At 69.6% G+C, this 19,290-nt stretch carries 15 protein-coding genes; 6 read left to right on the top strand and 9 right to left on the bottom strand.

Annotated features, from left to right (window positions below; all coding sequences use genetic code 11):
- Positions 1 to 34 precede the first annotated feature (34 nt).
- Complete coding sequence (gene recQ / locus ABD235_RS04190; protein ID WP_344169605.1) at positions 35 to 1,873, top strand: DNA helicase RecQ; 1,839 nt, start codon at positions 35 to 37, stop codon at positions 1,871 to 1,873.
- A gap of 106 nt (positions 1,874 to 1,979) precedes the next feature.
- Positions 1,980 to 3,080, top strand: coding sequence for a hypothetical protein (locus tag ABD235_RS04185; RefSeq protein WP_344169602.1), 1,101 nt, complete (start codon positions 1,980 to 1,982; stop codon positions 3,078 to 3,080).
- 12 nt (positions 3,081 to 3,092) lie between these two features.
- On the opposite strand, the gene ABD235_RS04180 is transcribed toward ABD235_RS04185, so the two are convergent.
- Positions 3,093 to 3,959, bottom strand: coding sequence for a LysR family transcriptional regulator (locus tag ABD235_RS04180; protein WP_344169599.1), 867 nt, complete (start codon positions 3,957 to 3,959; stop codon positions 3,093 to 3,095).
- A 106-nt stretch (positions 3,960 to 4,065) separates the two neighbouring features.
- On the opposite strand from ABD235_RS04180, the gene ABD235_RS04175 reads away from it, so the two are divergent.
- Positions 4,066 to 4,836: an SDR family NAD(P)-dependent oxidoreductase gene (locus tag ABD235_RS04175; RefSeq protein WP_344169596.1), complete on the top strand. Its 771-nt coding sequence runs from the start codon at positions 4,066 to 4,068 to the stop codon at positions 4,834 to 4,836.
- Here ABD235_RS04175 and ABD235_RS04170 read toward each other — a convergent pair.
- The 4 genes from ABD235_RS04170 to dnaE form a co-directional block, all read right to left on the bottom strand.
- Complete coding sequence (locus tag ABD235_RS04170; RefSeq protein WP_344169593.1) at positions 4,818 to 5,189, bottom strand: VOC family protein; 372 nt, start codon at positions 5,187 to 5,189, stop codon at positions 4,818 to 4,820. The two genes, ABD235_RS04175 and ABD235_RS04170, sit on opposite strands and share 19 nt — an antisense overlap.
- Positions 5,190 to 5,315: 126 nt before the next feature.
- Positions 5,316 to 7,121: a DUF3352 domain-containing protein gene (locus ABD235_RS04165; RefSeq protein WP_344169590.1), complete on the bottom strand. Its 1,806-nt coding sequence runs from the start codon at positions 7,119 to 7,121 to the stop codon at positions 5,316 to 5,318.
- Positions 7,122 to 7,167: 46 nt separating this feature from the next.
- Positions 7,168 to 7,722: a hypothetical protein gene (locus ABD235_RS04160; protein WP_344169587.1), complete on the bottom strand. Its 555-nt coding sequence runs from the start codon at positions 7,720 to 7,722 to the stop codon at positions 7,168 to 7,170.
- A 220-nt stretch (positions 7,723 to 7,942) separates the two neighbouring features.
- Positions 7,943 to 11,491, bottom strand: a complete 3,549-nt coding sequence (dnaE, locus tag ABD235_RS04155) for a DNA polymerase III subunit alpha (protein ID WP_344169584.1) — start codon at positions 11,489 to 11,491, stop codon at positions 7,943 to 7,945.
- A 168-nt stretch (positions 11,492 to 11,659) separates the two neighbouring features.
- Between dnaE and ABD235_RS04150 the strand changes: the two genes are divergently transcribed.
- The gene (locus ABD235_RS04150) at positions 11,660 to 12,283 is read left to right on the top strand and encodes a DJ-1/PfpI family protein (protein ID WP_344169581.1); all 624 of its coding nucleotides are present in this window, start codon (positions 11,660 to 11,662) and stop codon (positions 12,281 to 12,283) included.
- A 3-nt stretch (positions 12,284 to 12,286) separates the two neighbouring features.
- Positions 12,287 to 12,721, top strand: a complete 435-nt coding sequence (locus ABD235_RS04145) for a MarR family winged helix-turn-helix transcriptional regulator (protein ID WP_344169578.1) — start codon at positions 12,287 to 12,289, stop codon at positions 12,719 to 12,721.
- Here the strand turns inward: ABD235_RS04145 and ABD235_RS04140 are convergent, their stop codons facing one another.
- The 4 genes from ABD235_RS04140 to ABD235_RS04125 are packed head-to-tail and all read right to left on the bottom strand — an operon-like array spanning position 12,722 to position 15,484.
- Positions 12,722 to 13,363: a Type 1 glutamine amidotransferase-like domain-containing protein gene (locus ABD235_RS04140; RefSeq protein ID WP_344169575.1), complete on the bottom strand. Its 642-nt coding sequence runs from the start codon at positions 13,361 to 13,363 to the stop codon at positions 12,722 to 12,724.
- Entirely contained in the window at positions 13,360 to 14,268 is a 909-nt protein-coding gene (locus ABD235_RS04135) for an RluA family pseudouridine synthase (RefSeq protein ID WP_344173652.1), read from the bottom strand. Before ABD235_RS04135 ends, ABD235_RS04140 begins: the two co-directional genes overlap by 4 nt.
- 17 nt (positions 14,269 to 14,285) lie before the next feature.
- A complete protein-coding gene (gene lspA / locus ABD235_RS04130) occupies positions 14,286 to 15,059 on the bottom strand; it encodes a signal peptidase II (protein ID WP_344169572.1) in 774 nt (257 codons plus the stop codon).
- Positions 15,032 to 15,484 (bottom strand): TraR/DksA family transcriptional regulator, encoded by a 453-nt coding sequence (locus ABD235_RS04125; protein WP_344169569.1) that lies wholly within the window; start codon positions 15,482 to 15,484, stop codon positions 15,032 to 15,034. Before ABD235_RS04125 ends, lspA begins: the two co-directional genes overlap by 28 nt.
- A 632-nt stretch (positions 15,485 to 16,116) precedes the next feature.
- Here ABD235_RS04125 and ileS point away from each other — a divergent pair.
- Positions 16,117 to 19,269 carry an isoleucine--tRNA ligase gene (gene ileS, locus ABD235_RS04120; RefSeq protein WP_344169566.1) on the top strand — a complete coding sequence of 1,051 codons (3,153 nt, stop codon included), beginning with the start codon at positions 16,117 to 16,119 and terminating at the stop codon, positions 19,267 to 19,269.
- The last annotated feature ends 21 nt before the right edge of the window (positions 19,270 to 19,290 follow it).

The following is a 19,290-nucleotide window of genomic DNA, read 5'->3' as shown; positions in this document are numbered from 1 at the left end:
CACGGGGCAGCGCCGATCTCCGTAGAATCGCTGCGTGGCCGAAACGACAGCGGAACTGCCAGACTCCGAAGCCCTGCAGGTGCTGCACCGGGTGTTCGGGTACGACGCGTTCCGCGGGGAGCAGCGCGACATCATCGAGACCGTCGTCGGTGGTGGTGACGCGCTCGTCCTGATGCCGACCGGTGGCGGCAAGTCGCTGTGCTACCAGATCCCCGCGCTGGTCAGGTCCGGCGTCGGGGTGGTGATCTCGCCGCTGATCGCGCTGATGCAGGACCAGGTCGACGCGCTCACCGCGCTCGGCGTCCGGGCCGGCTTCCTGAACTCGACGCAGGACTTCGAGCAGCGCCGCGAGGTCGAGCAGGCCTTCCTGGCCGGTGATCTCGACCTGCTGTACCTGGCGCCCGAGCGGCTCCGGGTCGAGTCGACGGTCCGGCTGCTCGACCAGGGCAAGATCTCGTTGTTCGCGATCGACGAGGCGCACTGCGTGTCCCAGTGGGGGCACGACTTCCGCCCCGACTACCTGATGCTGTCGGAGCTGCACGAGCGCTGGCCGGACGTGCCGCGGATCGCGCTGACCGCGACGGCCACCGAGGCGACGCACGCCGAAATCGCCACCCGGCTCAACCTGACCGAGGCGCGGCACTTCGTCGCCAGCTTCGACCGGCCGAACATCCAGTACCGCATCGTCGGCAAGGACAACCCGCAGCGTCAGCTGCTCGACCTGCTGCGCACCGAGCACGCGGGCGACGCGGGCATCGTCTACTGCCTGTCCCGCAACAGCGTCGAGAAGACCGCCACCTTCCTGACCCAGAACGGGATCGAGGCTGTGCCGTACCACGCCGGCCTGGACAGCCGGACCCGCGCGAAGAACCAGTCCCGCTTCCTGCGCGAGGACGGCCTGGTCGTGGTCGCGACGATCGCGTTCGGGATGGGGATCGACAAGCCCGACGTACGGTTCGTCGCGCACCTGGACCTGCCGAAGTCGGTCGAGGGGTACTACCAGGAGACCGGTCGCGCCGGGCGCGACGGTCTGCCGTCGACCGCCTGGCTGGCGTACGGGCTGCAGGACGTCGTGCAGCAGCGCAAGATGATCGACACGTCCGAAGGCGACGCGGCGCACCGGCGCCGGCTCGGCACGCATCTCGACGCGATGCTCGCGCTGTGCGAGACCGTGCAGTGCCGGCGGGTCCAGCTGCTCGCGTACTTCGGCCAGCAGGGCGAGCCGTGCGGGAACTGCGACACCTGCCTGGTCCCGCCGGAGTCGTGGGACGGGACGATCCCGGCGCAGAAGCTGCTCTCCACGGTGTACCGGCTGCAGCACGAGCGGAACCAGAAGTTCGGCGCCGGGCAGGTGATCGACATCCTGCTCGGCAAGACCACCGAGAAGGTCAAGCAGTTCCGGCACGACGAGCTGAGTGTGTTCGGCATCGGGACCGAGCTGAAGGACACCGAGTGGCGTGGGGTGATCCGGCAGTTGCTGGCCCAGCGACTGCTCACAGTGGAAGGTGATTACGGCACGCTGCTGCTCACGGCCGAGAGCGCCGAGGTGCTCGGCCGGCGCCGCGAGGTGATGATGCGGCGCGAGCCCGAGCGGGTCGGGCGGTCGAAGTCGTCGGGCGGTGGGAGCAAGAAGAAGGTCGTCGACCTGCCGGCCGAGGCGGCGCCGGTGTTCGAGCGGTTGCGGGCGTGGCGCGCGGCGACGGCCAAGGAGCAGGGCGTACCGGCGTACGTGATCTTCCACGATGCGACGCTGCGTCAGATCGCGACCGACCTGCCGAGCTCGCTGGCGGAGCTGGGCAAGGTCAGCGGCGTCGGCGAGAACAAGCTCGCCAAGTACGGCGACGGCGTGCTGGAGGCCCTGGCCGCGGAGTAGCCGGGTGGGCGGGTTGGCCCGCAGGTCGAGCGCCGCGCGAGCGTAACGCGGCGGGGAGGTCGGCGCGTCGTACGGGGTGGAGACTCCGACGACGAAGGGTTTTGCCTTGCTGACCTCTGTGGTGACCGGGTTGTTGCTGACGACAACCGTGGCGGGTGCTGCCGCGCCTGCGCCGATCGACTGGACCGAGACGCCGACCGAGCTGGGGTCCGCGGTGCTCTACACGACCGAGCGGGCCGATGGCGCGCAGTGGAGCGTGGGGATTTCGCTGGAGCAGGACGGTGAGGCGTTGCGGTTCCACCCGCTGGCGGCGTACTGGGACGGCAAGGCGTGGCGTCGTACGGAAAGTGCGGTGGCGGACGGGCGGCTGGACGATCTGCTCGTTCGGTCGCGGAACGACGTGTGGGCGGTCGGCGCGACCGAGGGGCCGACGTACGGCGACCGGGCGTTGCTGCAGCGCTGGAACGGCAAGGCGTGGAGCCGGGTGACGAATCCGCCCGAGCTGCTTGAGGGGTCTTCGCAGTACACGGCTGTGACGGCGGCTGGAACTGGCGTGTTGGTCGGTGAAGCGGCGACTGATGCGGAGGGGAACTACCAGACGGCCGTACGCCGGTACGCCGGTGGGAAGTGGACGGCGCTGCCCAGTGCGGGTTTGCAGCACATCTCCTATCTCGACGACCTCGAGCAGGTCTCGCCGAAGGACGTCTGGGCGGCGGGAATCGGTGGAGTCGCCCGGTACGACGGGAAGGCCTGGCGCGAGGTGAAGCTGCCGATCGACATGCCGGCTGACCGGCAGTTCGAGATCGCGCAGCTGGTGGTGCGTGCGGCGGACGACATCTGGGCGGTCGGTGAGAAGCCGAGCGAGGAGTACTGGCGGCAGCCGCTGGCGCTGCACTTCGACGGGAAGAAGTGGACGGAGATCGCGGCGCCGGTGCGGACGGGGCAGTTCCACGACCTGGAGTTCGTCGACGGGCGTCCCGTGGCCGTTGGTGGGGATCCGACCACGCAGGAGCCGATCGTGGCCGAGCTCTCAGGTGGCGCGTTCATCGAGACGACCACTCCCCCGGGTGCCGGATATCTGCACGGCTCGACCGTTGTCGGGCGTTGCCTGTGGGCGGTTGGTGTGGCCGCTCCGGGCGGGACGATCGAGCAACCGTACGTTGCCGTGGGCACGCACCAGACCGGAACCCCGAAGCCTTGCCGCTGAGATCGAGGCTGACTACGCCCAGGCGAGGTTCTCGGCCAGGGCCGCGACCGCCGGGAGCGTCCGCGAACGACGGCTGCTCGGCCAGGCGAGCGCCACGCGGTTCGGGCCCAGGTCCTCCACCGGTACGGCGACCACGTCGGGGCGGGTGTAGAACGTTGCCGTGGACAACGGGATGACCGAGATCCCGTGGCCGGCGGCAACGTGTTCGAGCTTCTCCTCGATGCTGCGGTAGTGCGGGGCCGGGCGGCCCCGGCCCTCGCGCAGTTCGACGGCGACGTCGCGCCACTCGGGGACCGCGTCAGGGTCCTGCAGGAGATGGTCGTCGGCCAGGTCGGCGATGCGGATCACCGGCTTGCCCGCGAGGCGGTGATCCGCGGGGAGCATCGCGACCCGTGGCTCGTCGAACAGCGGGCGCACGGTGAGGCCTTGCTGATCAATCGGAAGCCGAACGATGCTGACGTCGGCGCGGCCGTCGTGGAGAACCTCGACCTGGTCGTCCCAGGTCGTGCGGAGGAGCTCGACGGTCAGTTCGGGCTGCGCGGACGCCAGCTCGCGGACGAGCGGCGTGACGGTGATACCGGGCATGAACGCGATCGTGAAGATCCGCTCGGCGCGAGCCGCCTGAACTGTCCGGCGTCGCATCGCCTCGGCCGAAGCCAGCACCGGGCGGGCGTCCTCCAGCAGTTGCTGCCCGGCGGAGGTGAGCTCGGTGGCCCGCTTGCTCCGGACGAACAGCTGGACCTTCAGCTCGTCCTCCAGCGCGCGGATCTGCCGCGACAGCACCGGCTGAGCGATGTGCAGCCGCTCCGCCGCCCGCCCGAAGTGCAGTTCCTCCGCCACCGCGACGAAGTACCGCACCTTCCGCAGATCCACGTCCACGGGCCCACCTCCTCTGATACCTCCAGGGTATGACGGCGGCCCGCACAGGTCTTGGACCCGATCACCACCGACAGGGCAGAGTGGGCAGGGAGCGAAAGGACCTACCGTGCGCATCTTCATCACCGGATCGGCCAACGGTCTCGGCCGGTTGCTCGCCGAACGACTCGTCGCCGCGGGTCACGAGGTCGTTCTGCACGCCCGGAACCGGCAGCGCGCGGACGACGCGCGGGCCGCCGTACCAGCAGCCGGGTCGGTGCTGGTCGGAGAGCTGTCGAGCATCGCGGAGACCAAGGAACTGGCTCAGCAGGCCAACGAGACCGGCCGGTTCGACGTGGTCGTGCACAACGCCGCCGTCGGGTACCGCGAGCGGCGCAGCGAGACGGCCGACGGCCTCGAGCACGTCTTCGCGATCAACACGCTGGCGCCGTACCTGCTGACTGCGCTGATCGACCGGCCCGACCGGTTGATCTACCTCAGCTCGGGGATGCACCGGGGCGGCGAGATCGCGCTCGACGATCTGCAGTTCGTGCGCCGGCGGTGGAGCGGCGCGCAGGCCTACTCCGACTCGAAGCTGCACGACCTCACCATGGCCCTGGCCGTAGCCCGATTGTGGCCCCAGGTGCAGTCGAACGCCGTCGACCCCGGGTGGGTTCCCACCAAGATGGGCGGTGCCGGTGCGCCGGACGACCTCGGCGAGGCAGTGGAGACGCAGATCTGGCTCGCGACGACCGAGCAGACGACGACCGGCGGGTACTTCTACCACCGCCGCCGGCAGCAGACCCATCCCGTGGCCGGCGACGTCGCCGTACAGGAGGGGCTGCTGGAGGCGTGCGCCGAGCTGACCGGCGTACGGCTGGGTCAGCCCTCGACGAGGTAGAGCACGTTGCCGTCCGGGTCCCGGAAGGTGAACATCGGCGGGACGCCGGGCCAGCTGAGCAGAGCGTCGACCGGGACCTCCTGCGCGGCCAACGCGGCATGGGCCGCGGCAGCGTCGCCGGTGGCGAAGCGGATCCCGATGTCGGCACCGACCGGAGTCTGGTCGCTGGCCGGGACGAGCGCGAGCGAGGTCGTGGCGCCGGCCGGGGCGACCACGATCCAGCGGCCGCCGAGTTGCGGGAGCGGGGCGTCCAGGCGGAGCTCGAAGCCGAGGGTGTCGACGTAGAAGGCGAGCGCGCGGTCCTGGTCGGTGACGGGGACGGCGACGGTGCTGATGGCGGTGACGTGGTTCATCTCAGGTCCTCTCGAAAGTGGTGGTTCGCCCTGAGGTAGAGGCCGAGCCCGCGATTTCGACATCGGCCCGACCACGAGCGAGGGCCCGGGCCGCCGTGGCGGTCCGGGCCCTCGTCGTACCGGTGACTACTTGGCGACCACCCGGAGGGTGAAGTCGGCCTGGCCGCCTTCGGTGTGGCGGATGGTGACGCCGGCCGAGCGGAGCGCGGCGGCGTCCTTGTTCGCCTTGAGCTCCTCGGTCAGCGCGCCGATCCCGTCGAAGTCGACGTACGCGGCGAGCACCGCGCCCTTGGTGTCCGGGATCGCCTGCTTGAAGCTGTCCGACTCACCGAGGCTGCCGCCCTTGAGCATCTGCTCGGCGTAGGCCTTGTCGGTGGCGACGACCAGCGTGCCGCCGTCCTGGGCCTTCTCGATCGGGATGTTCAGCCGGCTGCGCTCGCGGAGCAGCCGCATCGCCTTGTCGACCACCTCGCCGGCCTTCGCCGGGTCGGTCTCGGACCGCAGGCCGATCTTCGGGCCGTCGTCGTCGTTCCGGTCGATCGCGACCGCGAAGTTCTTGCCCAGCAGCGTCTTCAGGTCGTCCGGCAGCACGATCCCGTACTGGTCGGTGAAGCCCGAGGTCAGCTCCTCCAGGTCGAGGCCGCTCGACTTCTTCATTTGCGCCCACGCGGTGTCGACCAGCTCCGAACCACCCGACACGGCGATCCCGCCGGCCGAGCTCTCCGGCAGCTTCGCGAGTACGTCGCCCGCATCGGCGGCGCCGGTCTTCACGGTCTGGTCGCTGCGGACCACGCCCTTGAGCTCGACGTAGCTCGCGTCGAAGCGCAGCGCGGCGGCCATCGAACCGGCCGGGAGCGCCTTGCGCTGCTCCTCGGTCAGCTTGCGGTCACTGATCAGCGCCAGCCCGGCGGTGTCGGCCCAGAACGACGCGAAGCCCTGCTCGCCGAGCGCGGACATGTCGCCGTCGAACTTGGAGTTCTCGCTCAGCGGGCTGTCCTTGGCCGTCGACGCGGCCGATTCCACCAGCGCCTGGTTGTCGCCGAGCAGCACGTAGCCGTCGGTGAAGACGCGGCCCGGCTTCTCGTCCTCCTTGGCGAACAGCTTGTCCAGGCCGGCGTTGGCCTTGTCCTCGCTCTTCACCTGGACGGCGACGACGACGTCCGGCGACTTGCGGTCACCGGACGGCGGCAGCGCGGCCAGACCGGCCCGGTCCCCCAGCCACGGCTTGACGTCCTTCTCGAAGTCGACGTCGGCGAGGTCGTCGCCGGCTTCCTTCTTCAGCAGCTCGAACAGCTTCTGCCGCAGGTCGTCGTTGTCGCTGGTGAGGCCGATCCGCTCCTTCGCGGACGGGAACTTCATCAGGTACCGCAGCGCGGCGACGCGCTGACCGGCCGACGGGTTCAGGTCGATGCGGGCGTACGCGACCGCCGTACCGGGCAGCACCTCGGCCGGCTGACCGCCGCCACCGTTGAGCCGCGCGTAGGCGAACAGGCCACCGCCACCGAGCACGGCGAGCACCGCCACGACGGCGACGAGCGGGATCCACTTGTTCCGCCGCTTCGGCGGCTCGGGCTGCCACTGCTGCGCCTGGCCGTAGCCCGGGCCGTACGGCGGCTGGCCGCCGTCACCCTGCGGACCGCCGTACTGCGGCTGCCCGTACGGCGGCTGCTGCGGCTGCCCGTACTGCTGCACCGGCGGCTGGCCGTACTGCGGCTGGCCCTGGTAACCCGGCTGCGGCTGGCCCTGATACGGCGGCTGGCCGCCCTGCTGCGGCGGCTGTCCACCGCCCTGCGGCCAGAGACCCTGGTTGCCCTGAGCACCGAACTGCTGGCTCTGGGTCCCAGGAGCGGGGTACGGGCCGTTCGGGCCCGGTTGGCCGCCGGTTGCACCGGGCTGGTGCGGGTAGACCGGCGGATTGGTCTGGTCGGACATCGTGCCCCCTCGCGTCACCGGTGAGATGCCACCGGGCCGGAACAGGCTATTTCACCTGCGCCGGTGATTCTGACGCGGAAGATACCGATGTGGTTGCAACTGGTTCCGCGCGCCAGGTGAGCGCGGAGATGATCGCGGCCGCGAGCGCGGCGCCGACCAGCCAGGAGGCGATCGGGGTCCAGGTGTGCAGCTCGAGCGGCGCCGCGAGCAGGTCGCCGGGCTTGGCCGCCTCGAGGCGCGGGTCGAGCGGGTCGTGGCCGAGCAGCATGCCGACGCCCCAGGCGACGGCCGAGCCGACCACCGAGCCGACGCACACGACGGCGACCGCCCACGGTCCGTAGTCGCGCAACCACCAGAACAGGGCCGCGCCGAGCACGAGCGCGGTGAGGAAGCCGATCGCGACGAACATGCCGTCCGGGCCGAACACCCGGGTCATCTGCTCCTCGCCGAGGGAGCCGCCGTTCTCGTCGATCGTGTACTGCGCGAGCGGCGCGTACTGCTGCCACGCCCACCCGGCGATCGCGCCGGCGACCAGGAACACGGCAACGGTCACCGCGATCGCCCGGCTCCACGGAAGCTTCGGCGCCGGCTCGACCGGCACCCCGAAGGACCCCCCGAACGCCTGCGGAGCGTACGGCCCGCCACCCCCGGAGTACACCGGCCCGGCGTGCGCCGGGGAGTCCGTCTGCCTCGGCGCACCCGGCTCCGGTTGCCCAGTGGACCAAGGCCCCGGTGGGTTCGGCTGGGTTGCGTCGGGTGGGGGTGGCTGACTCACGGGGCCAGTGTGACGTACCGGGTCAATGTCTTCGTGCACCGGTGCCTCAGCCGGCCAGGCAGGACGGGCCGAGCAGCGCCTTCAGGTCGGCCATCAGCGACGACGTCGGGGTGACCCGGAAGCGGTCGCCGATCCGCATCACCGTCGTCTTCTGCCGGGCCTGCAGGCGCAGCTGCACCTCGGTCATGCCGGGGTGCGACTGCAGGACGTCGCGCAGCTGGTCGACCACCGGCTGGGTGCAGCGGTTGACCGGCATCGTGATGACGACCGGTCCGCTCGGCCCCTGGGTCAGGTCCGGCACGGTGACCTCGTCACCGCTCAGCTCGAGCCGGTCCTCGCGGCGCCGGACACGGCCCTTCATCAAGATGATCGCGTCGTTGGTCAGCAGGTGCGCGTGCAGCTGGTACGCCGAGGAGAACATCATCACCTCGATCGAACCTTCGAGGTCCTCGATCGTGACGATCGCGTAGATGTCGCCGCGCTTGTTGACCTTGCGCTGGACCGCCGTGACCAGACCGCCGATCGTCACCCGGGTGCCGTCGGGCCGGTCCTCGTCGGCGAGCAGCTGCCCGATCGTGCAGTCGGTGCCGTTGGTGAGCACGTGCTCGACGCCGAACAGCGGGTGGTCGGACACGTACAGGCCCAGCATGTCGCGCTCGTGCGCCAGCTTGGTCGCCTTGTCCCACTCCTCGATCTCCGGCACCCGGACCGTCAGCCGGCTGTTGCCGTCGCTCGTGTCGGCCTCGTCGTCGCCCATCGAGAACAGGTCGAACTGGCCGTGCGCCTCGTTCCGCTTGAGGTCGATGGCCTCGTCGACGGCCTGCTCGTGCACCGCGACGACCGCGCGGCGGGCGTGGTTCATCGAGTCGAACGAGCCGGCCTTGGCCAGCGACTCGATCACCCGCTTGTTGCAGACCGGCAGCGGCACCTTGTCGATGAAGTCGACGAAGTCGGTGAACCGGCCCTCGGACTCGCGCGCGGCGACGATCTCGGCCACCACGTTGACGCCGACGTTGCGGATCGCGGACAGCCCGAAGCGGATGTCGGTACCGACCGGCGTGAAGTTCGAGTCGGACTCGTTGACGTCCGGCGGCAGCACCTTGATACCCATCCGGCGGCACTCGTTCAGGTAGATGGCCATCTTGTCCTTGTCGTCCTTGACGGACGTCAGCACCGCGGCCATGTACTCGGCGGGGTAGTTCGCCTTCAGGTAGGCGGTCCAGTACGAGACCAGCCCGTACGCCGCCGAGTGCGCCTTGTTGAACGCGTAGTCGGAGAACGGCACCAGGACGTCCCACAGCGCCTTGATCGACTGCGCCGAGAAGCCGTTGGCCTTCATCCCCTCGGAGAAGCCGACGTACTCCGCGTCGAGCACCTCGCGCTTCTTCTTGCCCATCGCGCGGCGGAGCAGATCCGCCTTGCCGAGCGTGTACCCAGCCAGCTGCTGGGCGATCGCCATCACCTGCTCCTGGTACACGATCAGGCCGTACGTCGTACCGAGGATCGGTTCCAGCGCGACCGCGAGCTCGTCGTGCGGGTAGCTGATCTCCTGCTGCTTGTTCTTGCGCAGCGCGTAGTTGGTGTGCGAGTTCGCGCCCATCGGGCCGGGCCGGTAGAGCGCGCCGACCGCGGAGATGTCCTCGAAGTTGTCCGGCTTCATCAGCCGCAGCAGCGCCCGCATCGGGCCGCCGTCGAACTGGAAGACGCCGAGCGTGTCACCGCGGCCGAGCAGCTCGAACGTCGGGCCGTCGTCGAGGGTCTTGGCCAGCTCGTCCAGGTCGAGCGTGATGCCGCGGCTGGCCTCGACGTTCTTGACCGCGTCGTCCATGATCGTCAGGTTGCGCAGGCCGAGGAAGTCCATCTTGACCAGGCCGAGCGTCTCGCAGCTCGGGTAGTCGAACTGGGTGATCACCTGGCCGTCCTGCTCGCGGCGCATGATCGGGATCAGCTCGATCAGCGGCTCCGAGGACATGATCACGCCGGCCGCGTGCACACCCCACTGGCGCTTCAGGTTCTCCAGGCCGCGGGCGGTGTCGACGATCTTGCGGACGTCCTGGTCGGACTCGTACAGCTGGCGGAACTCGCCGGCCTCGGAGTAGCGCTTGTGCTGAGGGTCGAAGATGCCGGACAGCGGCACGTCCTTGCCCATCACCGACGGCGGCATCGCCTTGGTGATCCGGTCGCCCATCGCGAACGGGTAGTCCAGCACCCGGCCGGCGTCCTTGATCGCCTGCTTGGCCTTGATCGTGCCGTAGGTGACGATCATCGCGACCCGGTCGTCGCCGTACTTCTCGGTGACGTAGCGGATCACCTCGGGGCGGCGGCGGTCGTCGAAGTCGATGTCGAAGTCGGGCATCGACATGCGTTCCGGGTTCAGGAAGCGCTCGAAGATCAGGCCGTGCTGGAGCGGGTCGAGGTCGGTGATCCGCATCGCGTACGCGCACATCGAGCCCGCACCGGACCCACGGCCCGGGCCGACCCGGATGCCGTGCTCCTTGGCCCAGTTGATGAAGTCGGCGACGACCAGGAAGTAGCCGGCGTACCCCTTGGAGGTGATGACCTCGATCTCGTACTCCGCCTGCTTGCGGACGTGGTCCGGAACGCCTGCGGGGTAGCGCTTGTGCAGGCCGGTCTCGACCTCGGCGACGAACCAGGACTCCTCGTTGTGCCCGTCCGGGCAGGGGAAGCGCGGCATGAACCGGCCCTCCCCCTCGGTGAAGCTGACGTCGCACTGCTCGGCGATCAGCAGCGTGTTGTCGCAGGCCTCCGGGTAGTCCTTCCAGACCTCGCGCATCTCCGCGGCGGTCTTGACGTAGAACTCGTTGGCGTCGAACTTGAACCGGTTCGGGTCCGACAGGGTCGAGCCGGACTGCACGCACAGCAGCGCCGCGTGGGCGACCGCGTCCTCGGGCTTGGTGTAGTGCAGGTCATTGGTGGCCACCAGCGGCAGCCCGAGCTCCTTGGCCAGCTTCAGCAGGTCGCCCTGGATGTTGCGCTCGATGCCGAGCCCGTGGTCCATCAGCTCGCAGTAGTAGTTCTCCGCGCCGAAGATGTCGCGGAACTCCGCGGCGGCCTCGATCGCCTCCTTGTACTGCCCCAGCCGCAGCCGGGTCTGCACCTCGCCGGACGGGCAGCCGGTGGTCGCGATCAGGCCCTTGCCGTAGGTGTTCAGCAGCTCGCGGTCCATCCGGGGCTTGAAGTAGTACCCCTCGAGACTGGCCAGCGAGCTCATCTTGAACAGGTTGTGCATGCCGGAGGTGTTCTTCGCCAGCAGCGTCATGTGCGTGTACGCACCCGAGCCGGAGACGTCGTCGCGGCCGGAGTTCGCGTCGCCCCACTTGACCCGCTTGCGCTCGCTGCGGTGCGTGTGCGGGGTCAGGTAGGCCTCGACGCCGATGATCGGCTTGACGTCGTACTTCTTCGCGGTCTTCCAGAACTCGTACGCCCCGAACACGTAGCCGTGGTCGGTGGTGGCGATGGCCGGCTGGCCCATCTCCTGGGCGGTTTTGAACAACTCGTCGATCCGCGCGGCGCCGTCCAGCATGGAGTACTCGGTGTGCACGTGTAGATGCACGAAACTGTCGCTGGACGCCATGTCTGCGCAGACCTCCCAGGGCGTTGGTGAGCGGAACGAAGACAGCTTAGGCAGGTCGCTCGGACAGTTTTCGGCGACCCGCCTACGGCCGCCCGGCCGGACCCGAGATCGCCCGGTATCCGGTCACCACCCATTGACAACATGTTGTCATTTTGACAAGCTGTTGTCATGACCGAGAACAGCGTGACCACCGTCCACGTCGCCGTCTACGACACCCTCGCCGACTGGGAGATCGGGTTCCTGACCGCGAGTGTCAACAGTCCCGCCTGGCACAGGACGCCGGGGCGGTTCCGGATCCGGACCGTCAGCGCGGGCACCGAGCCGGTGACCACGGCGGGCGGTCTGCGCGTCCTGCCCGACCTCCCGCTCGACGAGCTGAGCCCGGGCGACAGCGCGATGCTGGTCCTGCCCGGCAACGACCTGTTCCCGACACCGGCGTACGCGCCGTACGTCGCGAAGGCGCGGGAGTTCCGCGCGGCCGGCGTCCCGGTCGCGGCAATCTGCGGAGCCACCGGCGCGCTGGCGATGGCCGGCATGCTCGACGACCACGAGCACACCAGCAACGCGGCGGCCTTCCTCGACAGCCTCGGGTACGCCGGTGGCAAGCTCTACCGGGACAAGCCGGCGGTGAACGACCGCGGGCTCATCACCGGCAAGGCGCAGGCACCGGTCGAGTTCGCCCGGGCGGTCTTCGCGGAGCTGGGCATCTACGAGCCGGCCGTGCTCGACTCCTGGTACAAGCTGTACGGGCGGCAGGACGCGGCGGGGTACTACGAGCTGATGGGTGCGTGACAGGTGACTCGTGACCAGGAGCTGCTCGGTGCGGCGGCGCTGGCGGCGTTCAAGCTCAACGGCCAGTTCCTGGAGCTGGCGGACAGCCTGGCGAAGCCGGTCGGGCTGACGGCAACCTGGTGGCAGGTGCTCGGCGCCGTCCTCCAGACGCCGCTGCCGGTCGCGTCGATCGCCCGGGAGATGGGCATCACCCGGCAGGCCGTCCAGCGCACCGCCGACGTGCTGGTGGAGCGCGGACTCGCGGAGTACCGGGACAACCCGGCGCACCGGCGAGCCAAGCTGGTCGCGGTCACCAGCGACGGGCTGGACGCCGTACGGGCGATCAGCCCCGAGCACGCCAAGCAGGCGAAGCGCCTGAGCAGTGTGCTCGGGCAGGAGGAGTTCGCCCGGGCCGTCGAAGCGCTGACCACCCTGTCGAAGGCACTGGACCAGCTGTAGCTACACGAGCTCGCGTGAGGACCCGTCGATGACGAGAGCCTGGCCGTCGCGGAGGGGCACGTACCGTACGCCGGTGCGGTCGTACAGGTCGCGGACCTGCTCGATCAGCTCGGTCTCGGGGTGGCCGGGTGAGTTCAGGTGCGGGACGAAGGCTTCGTCGAGTACGCCGAGGCCGTCCCACACCACGTCGTCGACGACCGAGGCGTCGTCGCACAGCTCCAGGCCGCGCAGGCTCGGGGCGAGGACGCAGCCGCCCGCGCTGTAGCCGGCGTACACGAGCTGCTCGGAGCGGATCAGGTCCGGGAGAATCTGGTCGAGGCCGCTCCGGGCCATCTCCGCCCGAAGGGTGAAGACGTTCCCGCCCCGGACCCAGAGCCCGTCGAACGATGAGAGGTGGGTGAGCAGCGCCGCCGCCGAAGCGCCAGGCTCAGCCGGCGTGAAGTCGCGCAGATCGACCTCCTGCGGGAGCAGGCCCAGCTCGACCAGCCAGCGGTGCTCGGCGAGCACCTTCTCCTCGCGCAGGATCGGTTCCTCGATGTCGATGGCGTTGCAGATCACGGCGATCCGGGCGCGCGCGGGCAGCATCGCGAGCCACCGTTCCGGGTGGTCGCCCAGCCGGAACGACGACAGGTACAGCTTCACTGGGTGTCGACGAGCCGGTCCAGGGCCTGGTCCAGGTCGTCGGGGTACTCGGAGCTGAACTCGACGTACTCCCCCGAGCCGGGGTGGGTGAAGCCGAGCCGCATCGCGTGCAGCCACTGGCGCTTCAGCTGGAGCCGGTCGGCGAGCACCGGGTCGGCGCCGTACGTGAGATCGCCGCAGCACGGGTGGCCGATGGCGGACATGTGGACGCGGATCTGGTGCGTCCGGCCGGTCTCCAGCGTGATCTCCAGCAGCGTCCCGTACCGGAAGGCCTCGAGCGTCTCGTAGTGCGTGACGCTCGGCTTGCCGCCGGCCACGACGCCGAACTTGTAGTCGTGGTGCGGGTGCCGGTCGATCGGCGCGTCGACCGTGCCGGTGAACGGGTCCGGGTGGCCCTGCACCAGCGCGTGGTAGATCTTCTTGACCGTGCGCTCCTTGAAGGCGCGCTTGAGCACGGTGTAGCTGTACTCGGTCTTCGCGACCACCATCAGCCCCGACGTCCCGACGTCGAGCCGGTGCACGATGCCCTTGCGCTCGGCCGCGCCGCTGGTGGAGATGCTGAAGCCCGCGCCGGCCAGGTGCCCGATCACGGTCGGGCCGGTCCAGCCCGGGGACGGGTGGGCGGCGACACCGACCGGCTTGTCGACCACGATGATCTCGTCGTCGTCGTGCACGATCCGCAGGTTCTCGACGGTCTCCGGTACGACGCTCACCTCGCCCGGGGGCGCCGGCAGCTCGACGTCGAGCATCACGCCGGCGGTGACCCGGGCCGACTTCATCGCCTTCGCGCCGTCGACCTGGACCAGACCGGACTCGATCAGCTCGGCGGCCTTCGTCCGGGAGACCCCGAACAGCCGCGACAGCGCCGCGTCGAGACGCTCGCCGGCCAGGCCGTCGGGGACCATCACGGTCCTGGAGTCGCTCACTTGGCGCTCACGTCCTTGGTGCCGTCCAGCTTGATCCCGCGCAGCGTCTGGATCACCAGCAGGATCGCGGCCGAGGTGACGGCCATGTCGGCGACGTTGAAGATCGCCCAGTGCGGTGTCTGCAGGAAGTCGACCACGTGCCCGTGGAACGGCGACGGCTCGCGGAAGATCCGGTCGGTGATGTTGCCGACCGCGCCGCCGAACAGCAGCCCGAAGGCGACCGCCCAGCCCGCCGAGCCGAGCCGGCGCGACAGCCAGATCACGCCGACCGCGACGGCGATCTGGATCGCGGAGATCACCGGGGTGAAGTCCGAGCCGAGGCTGAACGCGGCGCCGGGGTTGCGGATCAGGTTGAACTTGAGCAGCTCACCGATCACGTTCACCGGCTCCCCGGGCGTGAGGTGCTGCAGCGCGAGCATCTTGGTCAGCTGGTCCAGACCGAGGATCAGCAGGCCGACGACGGCGAAGACCGCGGTCAGTCGCCAGGACCGGGGCTTGGCCGGAGCCGCCTCGGTGCCGACTGCTTCGGCGTCGACCTGCTCAGGCGTCGCCGGTACGGCGGACTCGGCCGAAGCCGGGACATCCGGATCCCGTACGCCGGACTCGGCCGGAACCGGGGCGTCAGGATCCCGTACGGCGGACGCCGGGTCGTCCGGAGACGACGGCGAACCGGCCGACGACGTGTCGGCCGGTTCGGTCAGCTCTTCGGCGTCCCCTGAGGAGTGGGACGACTGGTCTTGGCTCAGCGGCGTTCTTCGCGTTCTTTGCATGACACGCACAGTGTCGCACGCGGGAACGCCTGCAGCCGTCCCTTGCCGATCGCCTTGCCGCAGCTCTCGCAGACGCCGTACGTGCCGTCGTCGATCTTGGCCAGCGCCCGCTCGATCTGGTCCAGCATGTCGCTGGCGTTCCTGGCCAGCGACATCTCGTGGTCCCGCTCGAGCGTGGTCGAGCCGACGTCGGCCTGGTCGTTGCCGGCCCCGTCGCCACCGTCGCGGAGCAGGCCGACGATCTCCTGCTCGGCGTCGCGGATCTCCTCCTTGAGGTGCACCACGTCGGCCTCGAGCTCACCGCGCAGCTCGGTCAGTTCGGCCGCCGTCCACGGGGTCTCCCCGTCGCGTACGGTCAGGTTCTCGGCTTTCTTGGGCGACTTGGCCGGCGCCGTTGCCGGGGTCCTGTTCTCGTTGGTCTTCATGGCCACCCTCTTCGTCGGAGCTTTCCTGGCAGGGGTTTTCGCGGCCTTCTTGGCCGGCTCTTTGGCGGTCGCGGCACTCTTCTCGGCCGCGGCGGTGCGTTTTCCGGGGGCGGACTTCTTTGCCGATGTAGCCATACTTCGACTACCCCCTGCCTTCGTCGGAGACTGAAGCGGACTGGTCGCAAGACAGTAGGTCACGCGGAGCCCACGTGCCAGCCCGACGCGCAGACCGTGGACATACGGTAGTCGCTTCTTCAAGGCCGCTCGATGTTCCGCGCGTCTCAGCCGTGTTGCGACGCGCCTTCAGGCAAGCAGTTGATTCGGCCACGCCCATGTCCCACCTCCCCCGCCAGGCAGCATTGTGACCGCCCGGGACCCGTCTGGCCAGGCATTAACGATTAGTGGCGGGCTGGTGTGAAGTCGTACACTTTTTTCCGCCACCGCAAGGCGCTGATGGGGCCATCACCCCGGAGCCGCCGGAAGAACGGTCCCAGGACTCATTAGACCCGGCAGCGGAGCAGAACGAAGCGGGTGACGTTCAGTCACCAAGGAGGGTGGTACCGCGGAGTACGGCGACGTCGCCGTACGTCGTCCCTTCGTCCGGCAGCAGCTCGACGAAGGACGGCCAGACAATGGCGGACGACACCCCGACCACCCCGTGGCAGCAGGTACCGGCCCAGGTGGACCTGACCGCGATCGAGCACGACGTGCTCCGGACGTGGGACGAGCAGGACACCTTCGCCAAGTCCCTCGCGCAGAGCGCCGGCGGGAAGCCCTGGACCTTCTTCGAGGGCCCGCCGACCGCCAACGGCATGCCCGGCACCCACCACATCGAGGCCCGGGTCTTCAAGGACGTCTTCCCGCGGTACCGGACCATGAAGGGCTTCTCGGTCGAGCGCAAGGCCGGCTGGGACTGCCACGGCCTGCCGGTCGAGGTCGCGGTGGAGAAGGAGCTCGGCTTCAGCGGCAAGAACGACATCGAGGCGTACGGCATCGCCGAGTTCAACGCCAAGTGCCGTGAGTCCGTGCTGCGCAACGTCGACGCGTTCACCGAGCTGACCAGCCGGATGGGCTACTGGGTCGACATGGAGCACCCGTACAAGACGATGGACCCGCAGTACGTCGAGTCCGTCTGGTGGTCGCTCAAGCAGGTCTTCGACAAGGGCCTGCTGGTCGAGGACTACCGGATCACGCCGTACTGCCCGCGCTGCGGCACCGGCCTGTCGGACCACGAGCTGGCCCAGGGCTACGAGACCGTCGTCGACCCGTCGGTCTACGTCCGCTTCCCGCTCACCTCCGGTCCGCTCGCCGGTCAGGCGTCGCTGCTGGTCTGGACCACGACCCCGTGGACCCTGGTCTCCAACACCGCCGTCGCCGTGCACCCCGACGTCGACTACGTCGTCGCGACCGACGGGGTCGAGTCGCTGGTCGTCGCGGAGCCGCTGCTCGGCTCGCTCGGCGAGGGCTGGACCGTCACCAACACGTACGCCGGGCGCGAGCTGGAGCACTGGACCTACCAGCGGCCGTTCGAGCTGGTCGCGTTCGACGAGCCGGCCCACTACGTCGTACTGGCCGAGTACGTCACCACCGAGGACGGCACGGGTCTGGTCCACCAGTCCCCCGCCTTCGGCGCCGACGACCTCCTGGTCGCCAAGGCGTACAACCTGCCGGTGCTGAAGCCGGTCGGTCCGGACGGCCGCTTCGACGCGGACCTGCCGCTGGTCGGTGGGCAGTTCTTCAAGAAGGCCGACGAGGACCTGGTCAAGGACCTCGACGCCCGCGGCGTGCTGTTCCGCCACGTGCCGTACGAGCACCCGTACCCGCACTGCTGGCGCTGCCACACGCCGGTCATGTACTACGCGCTGCCGTCCTGGTACATCCGCACCACGCAGGTGAAGGACGCGCTGCTGCGCGAGAACGAGAAGACCAACTGGTTCCCCGAGTCGGTCAAGTGGGGCCGGTACGGCGACTGGCTGCGCAACAACATCGACTGGGCCGTCTCGCGCTCCCGCTACTGGGGGACGCCGCTGCCGATCTGGCGCTGCTCCGAGGAGCACCTGGTCTGCGTCGGCTCGCTGGCCGAGCTCGGCGAGCTGGCCGGCCGCGACCTGAGCGGCACCGACCCGCACCGCCCGTACGTCGACGACATCACCTTCGCCTGCCCGACCTGCGGCGGCGAGTCGCACCGGGTCGCCGAGGTGATCGACGCCTGGTACGACTCGGGCTCGATGCCGTTCGCCCAGTGGGGCTACCCGTGGGTCGAGGGCTCGAAGGAGAAGTTCGAGAAGGCCTACCCGGCCGACTTCATCTCCGAGGCGATCGACCAGACCCGCGGCTGGTTCTACACGCTGATGGCGATCGGCACGCTGGTGTTCGACGAGTCGTCGTACCGCAACGTGGTCTGCCTGGGGCACATCCTGGCCGAGGACGGCCGGAAGATGTCCAAGCACCTGGGCAACATCCTGGAGCCGATCCCGCTGATGGACGACCACGGCGCGGACGCGGTGCGCTGGTTCATGGCCGCCTCCGGCTCGCCGTGGAAGGCGCGCGGCATCGGACCGAACGTGCTGAACGAGATCGTCCGCAAGGTGCTGCTGACGTACTGGAACACGGCGGCCTTCCACGCGCTGTACGCGCGGCTGGCCGACTGGGACCCGGCCGACGTCCCGCCCGTCGCCGAGCGCTCGGTGCTGGACCGCTGGCTGGTCAGCGAGACGCACCGGCTGGTCCGCGACGCCGACGAGGCCTACGCCGGGTACGACACGCAGAAGCTGGGCGCGCTGATCAGCTCGTTCGTCGACACGCTGTCGAACTGGTACGTCCGGCGCTCGCGGCGGCGCTTCTGGTCCGGTGACACCGGCGCGCTGGCGACGCTGCACGAGACGCTCGACGTACTGACCCGGCTGATGGCGCCGCTGACGCCGTTCCTGACCGAGCGGGTCTGGCAGGACGTGTTCCGGCCGGTCACGCCCGGACTGCCCGAGTCGGTGCACCTGTCGACGTTCCCGGAGTACGACGAGACGCTGATCGACGACACCCTGGCGACGCACGTCTCGATGGCCAAGCGGGTCGTCGAGCTGGGCCGGTCGGCCCGGGCCGAGGCGAAGGTGCGGACCCGGCAGCCGCTCAGCCGCGCGCTGGTCGGGTCGGCGGCGATCGCGGACCTGTCCGACGAGCTGCTGCGCGAGATCGCCGAGGAGCTGAACGTCGGCACGGTCGAGCCGTTGTCGTCGGCCGGCGCCGACCTGGTCGAGCACTCCGCCAAGGGCAACTTCCGCGAGCTCGGCAAGCGGTTCGCCAAGCAGACGCCGGTGGTCGCCAAGGCGATCGCCGCGGCCGACGCGGCCGAGCTGGCCGCGGCGCTGAAGGCGTCCGGTACGGCGACCGTCCTGGTCGAGGGCGAGCCGGTCGAGGTGAGCGCCGACGAGGTGCTGATCTCGGAACGGCCGCGCGAGGGCTGGTCGGTGGTCAACGAGCAGGGCGAGACGGTCGCGCTCGACCTGGAGGTCACGCCGGAGCTGAAGCAGGCCGGCCTGGCCCGCGAGGTGGTCCGGACCCTGCAGGAGGCCCGCAAGAACGCCGGCCTGGAAGTCTCGGACCGGATCAGCGTCTGGCTCAACGCCACCGACGCCGAACTGGCCGATGCCCTCGGCAAGCACGCGGACGACGTCGCCCGCGAGGTGCTCGCCACCGCGGTGGTCCAGTCGGCGCCTGAGGCAACCGAAGGCCTCACCACCGGCACCGACGAGGACCTGGGCCTGACCTACTGGCTGCAGAAGGCCTGAGGTACTGAGCCGGAGGTTCCG

This window comes from Kribbella lupini, from assembly GCF_039529595.1.
Taxonomy (GTDB): Bacteria; Actinomycetota; Actinomycetes; order Propionibacteriales; family Kribbellaceae; genus Kribbella; species Kribbella lupini.
Note: the sequence above shows the minus strand (reverse complement) of the source record. Positions and strands in the feature narration are given on the sequence as shown.

Excerpts from the sequence above, each read along its gene's own strand:
- ABD235_RS04125 (WP_344169569.1), bottom strand. The coding sequence starts at position 15,484 with ATGAAGACCAACGAGAACAGGACCCCGGCAACGGCGCCGGCCAAGTCG.
- ABD235_RS04135 (WP_344173652.1), bottom strand. The coding sequence starts at position 14,268 with ATGGTCCCCGACGGCCTGGCCGGCGAGCGTCTCGACGCGGCGCTGTCG.
- lspA (WP_344169572.1), bottom strand. The coding sequence starts at position 15,059 with ATGCAAAGAACGCGAAGAACGCCGCTGAGCCAAGACCAGTCGTCCCAC.
- dnaE (WP_344169584.1), bottom strand. The coding sequence starts at position 11,491 with ATGGCGTCCAGCGACAGTTTCGTGCATCTACACGTGCACACCGAGTAC.
- ABD235_RS04150 (WP_344169581.1), top strand. The coding sequence starts at position 11,660 with ATGACCGAGAACAGCGTGACCACCGTCCACGTCGCCGTCTACGACACC.
- ileS (WP_344169566.1), top strand. The coding sequence starts at position 16,117 with ATGGCGGACGACACCCCGACCACCCCGTGGCAGCAGGTACCGGCCCAG.
- ABD235_RS04165 (WP_344169590.1), bottom strand. The coding sequence starts at position 7,121 with ATGTCCGACCAGACCAATCCGCCGGTCTACCCGCACCAGCCCGGTGCA.
- ABD235_RS04170 (WP_344169593.1), bottom strand. The coding sequence starts at position 5,189 with ATGAACCACGTCACCGCCATCAGCACCGTCGCCGTCCCCGTCACCGAC.